We start from the raw sequence: 12,003 nt of genomic DNA, 5'->3' as shown, positions 1-12,003 counted from the left end.
ATATATTATTGTCACAACAAAAGAGTATGTTCTTAAATTTGCCCTGTAAATAGAGGAATATCCTGAGTAAGGTTGATATATTTAAATGTTTAAGTGGTAAGAAGCTTTGACTACAATTAAGATATTAACTTGGTATTTTTACAAGCTTTGGCAGTATGAATGTGGAATTTTTTAACAGGATTCCTTTGATGCCTTTAATATTACTATGGCTGGCTTACACTCTTTTGGGATGGTATCTTGCTGCTCATCATATTATTTGGTTAGTAGGAGCTTTTGTCGCTGCTATGGTTATAGCTGTAGTGCGGAAAAGTATTTCTTGGTTAGAGCGTTTAGTTGAATTTGGGTCTAAAATTTTAGCTGTTATATTATTTTTAAGTATATCAATTGCTTTTGTAGCAACTTGGTCGCTATTATTAAGGCTTTTTCTCATACCCTTAGCAACTACGCTTTTAGCTGATTTGGAAATGCGCTTTTCTGGCTTCAACAAGCTAGATTCATTTTGGGTTTTAACAGTCATAGCAATATTAGGTTTGGTGATTGGCGAATTGATAGATATTTTACTTTTTCCCAGTAGCAGATACTAAAGGAGTAAGGGTAAAAAGAGATTTTTGTTATTTATTCCGTAAGGGCACCCAGATGTGCGCCCTTACTTAATTTTAAGTTTTAAGCGATCGCTGTCTCTAGCTATTTGCTAAAATAAAGCACGATTACCTACTATTAGTCAATCATTCTCTAGGTTACTATAAAATCCCACTCACGGAAGACGTTTTATTGAATCAGATTTTCTAGCCTATTACCAGAATTAAGACAAGCTAACAATGTAAATACTTCTGAAAAAAATCGGAGGTAGATGGGGGCATTTGGGTCTTAACAGCGAACTGGGACATAGTTCCTTGTTTCACATTAAGTTGCCATTCTTTTGAGAAGCATAGATGTTGTCTAACACGAGAAATTGAAGCGATCGCTGTATAGAGATTGCTCTGAATGTGGCGAGATGGATATTCCCGTTTGCAGGCATATCACTGATGATTGTCATTTTTGAGTCACATTTGTTTTGAACCATAGAGATATAGGTAAAACAGTGCAAAAAAAAGATGAAACAAAGCGGCGAGTCCCCACTCCACACTAATAAGGAAGTAATGTGAGTAGACGTAAAGACTACAGTTTGCTTCAGCAGTCAGCAACAACAGAAGTGGCAGCACCTAAGCCATCGCTAAGATTACCAGACGCAGTGGCTCTGATTGTCGGTATTGTTATCGGGGCGGGGATTTTTGAAACCCCGGCTTTAGTGGCAAATCAAGCAGGTAGTGATATTGCTGTACTGCTTTTTTGGCTAATTGGTGGTGTGGTATCTCTGGTAGGAGCGCTGTGCTATGCAGAGTTAGCCACTGTCTATCCCGATGTTGGTGGTGCTTACTATTATTTGAAACGTGCATTCGGGCAAAGAGTCGCCTTTTTATTTGCCTGGGCGCGGATGACAGTGATTCAAACTGGTTCCATTGCTCTGTTAGCATTTGTTTTTGGCGATTATGTTTCTCAGATATGGCGGCTAGGAACGTTTTCGTCTTCTATCTATGCAGCCATAGCGATCGCACTTTTAACTGCTTTGAACATCATCGGTTTGGAGCAGGGTAAGTGGACACAAAACTTGCTCAGTGCTGCGAAAGTTCTGGGTTTATTACTGGTAGTAATTCTTGGGCTTACCGCCATTCCTAATTCTGCCGCCCCTGTGGAATCTGCATCATCAGGAACGTGGGGATTGGCGATGGTGTTTGTGCTGCTCTCTTACGGCGGTTGGAATGAAGCGGCTTACATCTCGGCAGAAATTCAAGATGGACGACGTAATATTGTGCGATCGCTAATGTGGAGTATTGGCATCATCACTGCCATTTACTTACTCATCAATCTGGCTTACCTGCGGGGACTGGGATTAGCGAACATGGCCCAGTCAGAAGCAGTAGCCGCAGATTTAATGCGCTCTCTTTGGGGCGCACCAGGAGCCTTGTTTATCAGTGTATTGATTGCGATCGCTACTTTGGGAGCAACCAACGCCACAATTTTTACCGGAGCGCGTACCAATTTCGCACTGGGACAGGATTTTTCGCTATTTGGTTTTATGGGGCACTGGCAACAACGTCCTAGTAGTCCTACCCATGCCTTATTATTGCAAGCAGCGATCGCCTTAGCACTGGTTTTTTTAGGCACGCTCACCCGCAAAGGCTTTGAAACAATGGTGGATTACACCGCCCCGATATTTTGGTTCTTCTTCTTGCTTTCCGGGATATCACTGCTAGTATTGCGAATCCGCGAACCCCACATAGTGCGCCCATTCCGTGTGCCATTTTATCCTTTCACACCATTACTCTTTTGTGCCGTCTGCGCTTACTTGCTTTATTCCAGCTTGGTTTATACAGGTGTGGGAGCAGTTGCAGGTGTTTTAGTTGTCGCAGCAGGTATCCCCCTGTTGTTCTGGAATAACTATCGCCAAGGTAGGGCTTAAGAGGCTTCCAATTAAAAAAACAACCAATCGTTGTGTAGGCAAGGGGACAGGGAGCAGGGAGCAGGGGGGAGAAAGAAAAATATCATCTGAATAAATTGAATAAATTGGCTAATTTATTCTCTGGAAGTCCCTAATACAGTTTTGGATTTTGGATTGTGCAACCTAAACCTCAGACTATAAGCAATTCAAAATTCTATGACTATCAGTTGTTTTACTAACTACTGACCACAAGCTACTCAATCAAGGAGAAAATTCATGAACTTCAAAAGAATTCTGTTTTTAATGGTTACAGGGGTTAGTATTACCAGCTTGGGAATTGCTGGGTGTACACCCCAAGGGACAGACTTGGAAGTCGGGACACAACCTTCTACTTTGACGGGTCAGACCGAAACCGAAATACCAGCTGCGACAACTCCCACAACTCAACCACAAGAACGCCCCGGCGATGTTCCCTATGTACCTACACCACAGCCAGTGGTAGATGCAATGTTGAAAGTGGCAAAAGTAGGTAAGAATGATTTACTTTACGACCTTGGTAGCGGTGATGGCAGAATTGTTAATACTGCGGCACAAAAGTTTGGTACGCAGGGTTTTGGGATAGATATTGACCCCCAACGCGTCAAAGAAGCTAATGAGAACGCCCAGAAGGCAGGAGTAACCGATCGCGTGAAGTTTGTCCAACAAGACTTGTTCAACACTGATTTTAGTAAAGCAACAGTAGTTACACTTTACTTGCTGCCTGAAATCAACCTCAAACTTCGTCCCAAGCTATTGAGTGAACTCAAACCTGGTACTCGCATTGTCTCCCACGCCTTCGATATGGGCGATTGGAAACCAGATCAGACGCTGAATGTAGAGGGCAAAACTATTTACTATTGGGTAGTTCCTGAAAAAGTGCCAGCAAATTTGCGCTAGGGACTAATACCATTGCCCCTGAGATACCTCACCCTGGTTTTGCTTGTGCAAAACCTGTCCCTCTCCTTACTAAGGAGAGGGATGTCCGATAGGACAGGGTGAGGTTTTAGAGGACTTTTGGGTAATCGTATAACTTGTGTTTACACCGTAGCTCCTTGGCAAGGAGAGGAGTTGGGGATGAAATGTACTTCATGCAAACGAGAACCTTTATATTTTTAAATTACCTCTATTGGGGGTTGACAACAGCAAGTTTAGATGGATGAAAGAATAATCTAAAATCCAAAATTTTTTGACTGGTGCAAATTCAAGTAAGGGCAGCTTAGGCAGGAAATATGATAGGGTTAAAAGGAAAGAATGCTTTAATTACAGGTGCAACTTCAGGTATTGGTCAGGCGATCGCTATCAGACTCGCTCAAGAAGGGTGCAACATCGCCATCAATTATCGCAAAGACCCCGAAGCTGCGGCAGACACGGAAGAGATGGCATTGCAAAAAGCCTGCGGAAATATCGAAAATTGTGGTGTGAAGTCGCTACCGGTTCAGGGAGATGTCTCCCAAGAATCAGACATTGTTGAGATGGTCAACACCGTAGTAAAGGAATTTGGCAGTTTAGATATTCTAGTTAACAATGCTGGCATTCAAACAGAAAGTCCATCCCACGAAGTTACCACAGCAGACTTTGACCGGGTAATTGCAGTCAATCTCCGGGGTGCTTATCTCTGCGCCCGTGAAACTATTAAACACCTCCTGTCTGTTAATCGTCCGGGAGTGATTATTAATATTTCCAGCGTTCACGAAATTATTCCGCGACCGATGTATATAAGTTATTCCATTAGCAAAGGTGGTATGGAAAACCTGACCAAAACTTTAGCATTGGAATATGCCAAGCAACGTATTCGTGTCAACGCCATTGCCCCCGGAGCAACAGTCACGCCAATAAATCAAGCCTGGATAGATGATCCTGAAAAAAAGGCGATCGTGGAAAGTCACATCCCAATGGGGCGTGCTGGCTCCTCTGAGGAGATGGCAGCCGCAGTAGCTTTTTTAGCTTCGGATGAAGCCGCCTACATCACCGGACAAACGCTATTTGTAGATGGTGGATTGACTCTGTATGCTGACTTCCGAGAATCTTGGTCAGCTTGAGTGAGGTAAGGCTTGCGTACTTTCCACAATTGAGTCGATACATACCATTAGTGGAATTAAACGCCCATGACTAGCGCGATCGATAAGAACAGTCTGCTGGAAGCAGAAGCCTGGGAATTGTTGGAAAAGTCGGTAATCTATTACCAGGGAAAACCCATTGGGACTGTAGCCGCCCACGATCGGGAGTCAGATGCACTCAATTATGACCAGTGCTTCCTCCGCGATTTTGTCCCTTCTGCATTGGTGTTTCTCATGCACGGCAAAGCAGAGATTGTGCATAACTTCTTAGTAGAAACACTGAAATTACAAAGTCATGAAAAGCAGATAGACTGCTTTGAACCAGGAGCGGGATTAATGCCTGCAAGTTTCAAAGTACATTCTAATGGGAATGAGGAATTTTTGGTCGCTGATTTTGGTGAACTAGCGATCGCTCGCGTTCCCCCAATTGATTCCTGTATGTGGTGGATTCTCCTGCTACGCGCCTATGAAAAAGCTACAGGCGATTTGACTCTAGCCCGTCAGCCAGATTTTCAAGCAGGAATCAAGTTAATTTTGGATCTTTGCTTGGTACATCGCTTTTCCATGTACCCAACAATGTTAGTTCCCGATGGCGCCTTTATGATTGACCGTCGCATGGGAGTCTACGAACATCCTCTAGAAATTCAGGTGTTATTCTATGCATCCCTCAGGGCTGCTAGTGAATTGCTTTTACCAGATGGGGATGGCGATACCTACCTTGGCAAAGTCAATAGGCGATTGGGATCTTTGAAATATCATATCCGCAACTATTACTGGCTAGACCTGAAGCGATTGGGGGAAATTTATCGTTACAAGGATAACGAATTTGGTAAAGAAATTGTTAATAAATTCAACATCAACTCAGAATCAATTCCCAGTTGGTTGACCGAGTGGTTGCCCGAAACTGGAGGATATTTAGCAGGAAATCTGGGGCCGGGACGGATCGATTTTCGCTTTTTTGCTCTGGGAAATCTGATGGCTATCTTAGCTTCCTTAGCAAGCGTTAAAGAATCTCAAAGCATTATGAATTTATTTGCCCAACGTTGGCAAGACTTGATCGGCTATATGCCTGTTAAAATCTGCTTTCCCGCTTTGGAAGGTTTAGAGTGGAGAATTGTTACAGGATGTGATTCTAAGAACAGGGCTTGGTCTTATCACAACGGCGGTAACTGGCCCGTTTTGCTGTGGTTATTTACCGCAGCAGCACTAAAAGCAGGTCGAACAGAACTTGCCCAAGCAGCTGTAGCCATTGCCGAAAGGCGTTTATTTAAGGATAAATTCCCGGAATACTACGATGGCAACAATGGTCGTTTGATTGGCAAAGAAGCCAGAATTTATCAAACTTGGAGCATTGCTGGATTGCTAGCAGCCAAAAAGCTGCTGGATAATCCTGATTACTTGGAATTAATTAGCTTTGGAGAGGGTCTTGAAGGCCCAGGCTGTAGTCTGTAGATACTGATTGCCCCGCAAGGCTCTAAAGAGAATATGATTTAGCTATGTGATTATATAGGGTGTCTCTGCTAACTAGCTACACTGAAACAGCGATGCCTTACGGCAAGGCGCTTCTCTACCAGACGCTATGCGTAGCTTGCTTCGACCTAGGAATATGGGTCTACGCGAAACTGTTAGTAAGTATAAGTAAATAAATACCAGAGTTGTGCTAGGTAAAATCCTGATCAACAGATCGCAGCGATCGCACAGCCTCTTTTCTACCAGAGCCTGAGCCAACGAGTTACCCTGCGTCTGAATCCCCTTCTCAAATACCCGATAACTGATACACTATATAGTAAGAGGTATCTGAAGTGTCATACTTAGTAATATCACCAGATAGTCTTTGCATAATTAACACGTTTTAACGTGTATGAACCATGAAAAATACTTCAGATTTAATTCCAGAATTTGAAAAACTATTCAGACAAAAATTGCAACTAAATAATTGTAAACTTAGAAAGAAAAGACAAGAGAATAATTATGAAATTATTACTCCAGCTAAAGACATTTTTTTAATGTATTGGTCTGAATTCCCAGATGTAAACTTAATATATCAGGCTGTAGGGGTACGCACTCAGCAGACTAGTGTTTATGAACGAGCTATCCGCTCCCACATTAGTTCTAGTCTGAGTAGTATCCAGGAGAATCCTCACTCAGAAACACCATTATTGGTGAAATAACGAATACTCAGATAACACACAGAATATTTACTAAGCTCTCGCCAGTTTTATCATATAACTGACGAGAGTTGATCACCGAAAATCTGTTGCTCAAGACATAAAAATGCAATCCGAAAAAAATCAAGATCAGCTAGATTATAAAACTTTGTTAGCCAATGCAAAGCAAGCCTTAAAACTTGAATACCATAAATCAGCTGCTTTAGCGTCCCAACTGCAAGCTATAAAAACTCAATTAGAGCAAGTTCAAGCTGAAAACAAAACTCTCAGGGAGAGTGCTTACGAAGATGTAATTAAGCACTTTGAGGCGCGGACTCAAGCAGCAGAAGCACTAGTACTAAAAACAGAAGTACACCAAAGATTCCTTGAAGCCAATGGTTGCAATGATGATCAGAGCTTCGAGACTCTATGGGATAGTATTAAAAATAAGATTAAGATCCAAGATGGTGAAGTGAGAATCGTTGCTCAAAATGGCACTCCTAAATTCACTTTAACAGGCAGCATGATGACTTTGAGGGATTTTATTCAATCCCTCAAACAAGACCCAATCTCTAGAAAGTTTTTCTACAACTAAAGAGCCAAATTCATGGAAGCCTCTCGCTAGAAGCTGACAGAGATTGTCCAAGAAAGCTATTCATCTTCGTCTCCTGGCGGTCGTTCGCTCTCGCTTTGTTGGGCGTTCCACTCCAAAATAATGCGTTCCAACATCTCAGACTGCGTACAGTTATTAACATCGGCGTACATTTTAATCAACTGCCTCACTTCAGGACTAATGTGGCGAATCTCTAGTTGGTTACTTTGTGCCATGTCCATTAACTTTTAGTGTCTATTACATTATGTTTAACTATTAAACTATGTCTGTTGCAATAAATTTTGTTAATAGATATCTTGCAAAAACTTCCTTTCGGGTGAGTATGTGGCAACCTTAAGTTTATACGAATTACGAATTACGAATTACGAATTACGAATTATTTTAACCTGGCGGGGCTGCTTCTTCAAAGGGACGGATAATCGCCGGGGCTGGTGTAGCTTCTGGTTTAAAAATTGCCTGCAAGGCTTGTTCTAATGTTTGTGCCATGACAATCCGGTTTTCGTAAGCCACGACTACCCGCACCAAAGTTGGCAAGCTATTCTGTGTGGCTTCTAAATAGATTGGCTCGACATACAGCAGCGATTCCTCAATGGGAATGACTAATAGATTGCCTTGAATGGCTCTCGACCCCTGGCGATTCCACAGGGAAATTTGCTGGGAAATTACTGGGTCTTGGTTAATCCGCGCCTCGATTTGCTCTGTCCCGTAAACCAGTCTTTCTTTGGGAAAAGTATATAAAAATAACTTACCGTAATTATCGCCATCCGATCGCGCCGCTAACCAAGCGATTAAATTAGTTCGCTGTCGGGGAGTATAGGGTAGAAGTAGAATAAATTCCTCAAAGGCTACGGTGGGTAGACTAGTAATCAAATAGTACGGCTCTACCGGACGGGTTTCACTGCCATAGATTTCGTTAGGAATCTGCCACTGGTCTTCCCGGTTGTAAAATACCTGGGGGTCGGTCATGTGGTAGGTCATCAACCGCTGAGATTGAATTTTGAAAAAGTCCACCGGATACCGGATATGACTGCGGAGACTAACCGGCATGGCACTGAGCGGTTTGAAGGTGTTGGGAAATATTTTTGACCAAGTGGCAATAATCGGATCGCTTGGATCGGCAATATAAAAATTAACACTGCCGTTGTAGGCATCAATTACTACCTTGATCGAGTTACGAATGTAGTTGATCCCGTCGCTACCAGTATCTGAGTAAGGATAGCGATCGCTCGTCGTGTAGGCATCAACAATCCAGTAAAGATAACTGGGATTGCTTGGTAAATCTTGATTAGCAGCAGCAGCCACTAAATAAGGGTCGCTGTCAAATTTGAGGAAAGGTGCGATCGCTTGAATTCTTTGCTTGATATTTCGCCGAAGTAGCACCCTTGTATCTGGCAAAAAGTCCCGCGTCAGCACCATCTGCCAATCTTTCAAATATATGGAAAATAACCAGCGTCGCCACGCTGAACCGATTTCAACACCACCCAGACCATCGTAAGAGTTGTAAACATTATCACTACCACTGGGGTAGTCTAACTCTCTAACTCTTGTGCCAGTCATTACGTAGGTATTAGTAATCTCGCCGTAATAAATCCGGGGTTGCCCAATGGGAATACTGTCACGAATGGCTGCACTGGAAGTTGTCAGAGCGCTACTATCACCGCTAATATCTTTGACAAAATATTCTGGTAGCCCACCCGCCCCAACTGTATTAACTGGGCTAACAGTAAACCCGAAACCGTGGGTATAAATTAAATGGCGGTTAACCCATGTTTGAGCTTCCTGTGGTACGCCAGTGTAGTCTAATTCTCGTGCGGCAATCAGTACCTGCCGCCGTTCTGTTGGTTCAACTGGTTCCTGCTTAGGTTCTGGTGGCTTTTGGGGAGCAGCTGTCCGGCGTGAAGTTACATCTGTTTTGAGAGTATAACGGTCAATATCGGCATCGGGGAACTGATAGTAGGGCCGAATTTGTTGCAGTTGACGGTTGGTTTCTAATAGTGGCCGCTCATCCCACAGGCGAATATTGCGAATTGTTAAGTCATTCTTTTGAATATCAGCTTCAGTCAGTTTTCCTTGTGGGTTGAAGCTTCTAGAATCGATCGCCTCTAAATCAAATGCTTGGCGAGTCAAGGCGATAGTCCGTTGAATGTAGGGTTGCTCTCGTTGCAACTCATTAGGTTGAACAATTAAATATTGCACCACAGCAGGTAGAACAACATCAGCTGCTACAACTATTACTAAATAAACCCCTAACCCGTAAAATACCAAGGGACGATACTGAGATTTGGGTTTCCAGAAAAATGTTCGCCAAAGTAGGTAAAAGGCGATCGCTACTGCCAAGATGCACAAGACGGTGTAAGCTGGCAACTGGGCTGTCACATCCGTATAGCTAGCACCATAACTTACTCCACGGCTAGAATACACGAGTTCATAGCGACTTTGCCAGTAACTCAGAGCTACTACCAGCATCAACAAGCCGCCCATACCGAATAAATGACGCTGCTGCTGGGGCGAAAAACCAGGGAAAATCCCCTGACTCAAACTGTCAGCCGACAGTAGATAAGTGAGGGTAACGGCGACGAAGCCATACAAACATAATCCCATCAGCCAGAGTTCTAGCAGTTCCCAAAAGGGTAAAGAAAATACGTAAAAGCTGATATCTTTACCAAATAAAGGCTCAGTGCTGTTGAAAAGGGTGGGGTGGAAATATTGCAACACCTTTGGCCAGTGTCGAAATATGATGAACGCAAAAATCGGACTGAAGAAAACTGCGATCGCGGTTAGTAAAAATTGGGGATAGATTAAGATTGCGATCGCTACTCCCACAATTAAACCGAGATACCAGACTTGAGAGACAATCTGCCTCAATAGTTGCCAGATTGTCTCTGGTCGGAATAGGCCGGGAATGGGTAGAATACCCTGATTAACTGGAGAATGCCAGTAAGAAACAGCAATTTGACTATAGTGAGCCAGCATTAACCCGATCAACAAACTCAGTACTAGAGTTAGGGGTAATAACCCGCGCAATCTCATTTTTTTTAAGCGTTGCGGCGCAAGTATCCGGGCTTCGTTGCGTCTTGGATAATGAGGACTGAGAAAATTTGTTAATTCACTGGTGAGTTCTGCTTCCTCACGCCTGACTTCCTCAATTTTCAAAGACTGGGAATATTTTAGCCGTTGTGCTAGAGCCAGATTTAGCAATAGATAGGCGGCAGTTATCCCAGCCACCACTACCCACAAAACGCCACGAGTCACTAGCCTCAACAGAAATACTTGGAGATAGCCGACTTCCTGAAACCAAAAAATCTCTGCTCCCACGCGGGAACTCAAATCCAGGAGTAGCCACAGCCCGAAGAATGCAATTAATAGTCTAAAGCCCCATTTCCAATACATTTGATTCACCATCATTCATCCTTAGAACTCGGTTGTTGCAGTTCAAGGCACGAAGTTCCGAGTTCCCAGCCTCAAGCTTGCTGATTAGAAGTCTATTTTCCTGTTCTACCCTCCTTACTTGCTACTTGCTACCTCCCTAAAAGGCTTTCGGAAGTCCAGCTTGTTTTAAAACTTCGTTAGCGGTATGGCGTGACTTGATGGTTCGGTTCCGTCTACAACAAACCGACGATCTGTAATTGGACTGTACCAGATTTCATGATCTCCTTTGCCTTGCCGTTCAAAGTAGCACCCAACTTCTGAAAGCATCTTTTTCAACTCAGGAGTAAACGACGCACCCATCTATGAAGCCACCTTAATGAACTCTTGTCGATGGCTGGTTAACTCAAAAGTGATAGAACCCACATAGTCAGGAGGGACAATTTTGTTGAGAATGATCAGTTCTGGAATTATTTCTCGCAGCTTTTGCGTCAGAACCTCAATCGTAGAAGCTTCTGTTACCAATCCAGGTACGTCATCACTAGTTGCTACCCAAACTTCTGCGTCTGAATCCCAAAATGCTTCAACCTTAAATGTGATTTGTACCATCATCGAGTGCTAATACCATTTCTTTGTGAGGCTGCGCCAAACCCTTCTAACTTCTTTCTTTCTTTCTTTCTTTCTTTCTTTCTTTGTGTCCTTTGCGTCCTTTGCGGTTCGTTTTTCTTACTTCTTTTTTCTTTTTTGTATTTATATATGGTTTAGCGCATCTTCATACAGAATTGGTATAACAATCTAGTTATAGTTTAGAATATCCGAGTTCTCAGGATAAGCGTAGACGTACCATTACATACCAAGTCATGTCTACAACGGGCTACGCAACGCATTTTTTATCTATCAAAGTTCTTTTAGGGAAAATTACAAATAAATTCTTGGCTGCGGTGAACAGTTCTATCAGGGCACAACAATGTTGTGCCCCTACGCAAGATATTTGTGGTAGCTTTAGTTTGCAAGTTTGTGAAGATGGAATAATAAGGAAAATATTCGCCCTTGAATCACCATCATTCACCCTTGTATCTCAGATGTTGCTGTTCTGAGCATAAAGTTTCGAGATCAAAGGTCGAACTTCCGAGTTCAGAGGTCGAAGTTCCGAGTTCAAAGAGTAAACCATCGCCTTCCACTCTCCATCATTCACTCTTGTATCTCAGATGTTGCTGTTCATAGCTTAAAGTTTCGTGTTCTTATCTCGAAATTCCATGTTCCGAGGTTGAAGCTTCGAGTTCAGAACTCGGAACGCCGAGC

General features: G+C 43.0%; 12 protein-coding genes. 7 read left to right on the top strand and 5 right to left on the bottom strand.

Going from position 1 to position 12,003, the window contains the following annotated elements; genetic code table 11:
* The first annotated feature begins 155 nt into the window (after positions 1 to 155).
* Positions 156 to 584, top strand: coding sequence for a hypothetical protein (locus tag LC586_RS00910; RefSeq protein WP_229482525.1), 429 nt, complete (start codon positions 156 to 158; stop codon positions 582 to 584).
* A gap of 314 nt (positions 585 to 898) precedes the next feature.
* Here the strand turns inward: LC586_RS00910 and LC586_RS00905 are convergent, their stop codons facing one another.
* Entirely contained in the window at positions 899 to 1,036 is a 138-nt protein-coding gene (locus LC586_RS00905; RefSeq protein ID WP_229482524.1) for a hypothetical protein, read from the bottom strand.
* A 105-nt stretch (positions 1,037 to 1,141) separates the two neighbouring features.
* Here LC586_RS00905 and LC586_RS00900 point away from each other — a divergent pair, with 105 nt between their 5' ends.
* From LC586_RS00900 to LC586_RS00875, 6 genes are all read left to right on the top strand, one after another.
* Positions 1,142 to 2,500, top strand: coding sequence for an APC family permease (locus LC586_RS00900; RefSeq protein WP_229482523.1), 1,359 nt, complete (start codon positions 1,142 to 1,144; stop codon positions 2,498 to 2,500).
* A 255-nt stretch (positions 2,501 to 2,755) separates the two neighbouring features.
* Entirely contained in the window at positions 2,756 to 3,415 is a 660-nt protein-coding gene (locus LC586_RS00895; protein ID WP_229482522.1) for a class I SAM-dependent methyltransferase, read from the top strand.
* Between the two features lie 332 nt (positions 3,416 to 3,747).
* Entirely contained in the window at positions 3,748 to 4,557 is an 810-nt protein-coding gene (locus LC586_RS00890; RefSeq protein ID WP_229482521.1) for an SDR family oxidoreductase, read from the top strand.
* 66 nt (positions 4,558 to 4,623) lie between these two features.
* Positions 4,624 to 6,027: a glycoside hydrolase 100 family protein gene (locus tag LC586_RS00885; RefSeq protein WP_229482520.1), complete on the top strand. Its 1,404-nt coding sequence runs from the start codon at positions 4,624 to 4,626 to the stop codon at positions 6,025 to 6,027.
* A gap of 416 nt (positions 6,028 to 6,443) precedes the next feature.
* Complete coding sequence (locus tag LC586_RS00880) at positions 6,444 to 6,746, top strand: hypothetical protein (protein WP_229482519.1); 303 nt, start codon at positions 6,444 to 6,446, stop codon at positions 6,744 to 6,746.
* 103 nt (positions 6,747 to 6,849) lie between these two features.
* A complete protein-coding gene (locus LC586_RS00875; protein WP_229482518.1) occupies positions 6,850 to 7,317 on the top strand; it encodes a hypothetical protein in 468 nt (155 codons plus the stop codon).
* Positions 7,318 to 7,373: 56 nt separating this feature from the next.
* Here the strand turns inward: LC586_RS00875 and LC586_RS00870 are convergent, their stop codons facing one another.
* From LC586_RS00870 to LC586_RS00855, 4 genes are all read right to left on the bottom strand, one after another.
* The gene (locus LC586_RS00870; RefSeq protein ID WP_229482517.1) at positions 7,374 to 7,556 is read right to left on the bottom strand and encodes a hypothetical protein; all 183 of its coding nucleotides are present in this window, start codon (positions 7,554 to 7,556) and stop codon (positions 7,374 to 7,376) included.
* 160 nt (positions 7,557 to 7,716) lie between these two features.
* On the bottom strand, positions 7,717 to 10,725 hold the full coding sequence (locus LC586_RS00865) for a UPF0182 family protein (protein ID WP_229482516.1): 3,009 nt from the start codon (positions 10,723 to 10,725) through the stop codon (positions 7,717 to 7,719).
* Positions 10,726 to 10,890: 165 nt separating this feature from the next.
* Complete coding sequence (locus LC586_RS00860; RefSeq protein WP_229482515.1) at positions 10,891 to 11,031, bottom strand: type II toxin-antitoxin system HicA family toxin; 141 nt, start codon at positions 11,029 to 11,031, stop codon at positions 10,891 to 10,893.
* A gap of 33 nt (positions 11,032 to 11,064) precedes the next feature.
* Positions 11,065 to 11,310: a DUF1902 domain-containing protein gene (locus LC586_RS00855; protein ID WP_229482628.1), complete on the bottom strand. Its 246-nt coding sequence runs from the start codon at positions 11,308 to 11,310 to the stop codon at positions 11,065 to 11,067.
* Positions 11,311 to 12,003: the final 693 nt, after the last annotated feature.

Origin of the sequence: Nostoc favosum CHAB5714, from assembly GCF_020829495.1 — a bacterium.
In the GTDB taxonomy this organism is placed as follows: Bacteria; Cyanobacteriota; Cyanobacteriia; order Cyanobacteriales; family Nostocaceae; genus Nostoc; species Nostoc favosum.
This window is presented reverse-complemented; position numbering and strand designations above follow the sequence as displayed.

Coding starts and splice junctions, on each gene's coding strand:
- LC586_RS00880 (WP_229482519.1), top strand. CDS start 6,444: ATGAAAAATACTTCAGATTTAATTCCAGAATTTGAAAAACTATTCAGA.
- LC586_RS00890 (WP_229482521.1), top strand. CDS start 3,748: ATGATAGGGTTAAAAGGAAAGAATGCTTTAATTACAGGTGCAACTTCA.
- LC586_RS00885 (WP_229482520.1), top strand. CDS start 4,624: ATGACTAGCGCGATCGATAAGAACAGTCTGCTGGAAGCAGAAGCCTGG.
- LC586_RS00895 (WP_229482522.1), top strand. CDS start 2,756: ATGAACTTCAAAAGAATTCTGTTTTTAATGGTTACAGGGGTTAGTATT.
- LC586_RS00870 (WP_229482517.1), bottom strand. CDS start 7,556: ATGGACATGGCACAAAGTAACCAACTAGAGATTCGCCACATTAGTCCT.
- LC586_RS00905 (WP_229482524.1), bottom strand. CDS start 1,036: ATGACAATCATCAGTGATATGCCTGCAAACGGGAATATCCATCTCGCC.
- LC586_RS00855 (WP_229482628.1), bottom strand. CDS start 11,310: ATGGTACAAATCACATTTAAGGTTGAAGCATTTTGGGATTCAGACGCA.
- LC586_RS00865 (WP_229482516.1), bottom strand. CDS start 10,725: ATGTATTGGAAATGGGGCTTTAGACTATTAATTGCATTCTTCGGGCTG.
- LC586_RS00860 (WP_229482515.1), bottom strand. CDS start 11,031: ATGCTTTCAGAAGTTGGGTGCTACTTTGAACGGCAAGGCAAAGGAGAT.
- LC586_RS00910 (WP_229482525.1), top strand. CDS start 156: ATGAATGTGGAATTTTTTAACAGGATTCCTTTGATGCCTTTAATATTA.
- LC586_RS00875 (WP_229482518.1), top strand. CDS start 6,850: ATGCAATCCGAAAAAAATCAAGATCAGCTAGATTATAAAACTTTGTTA.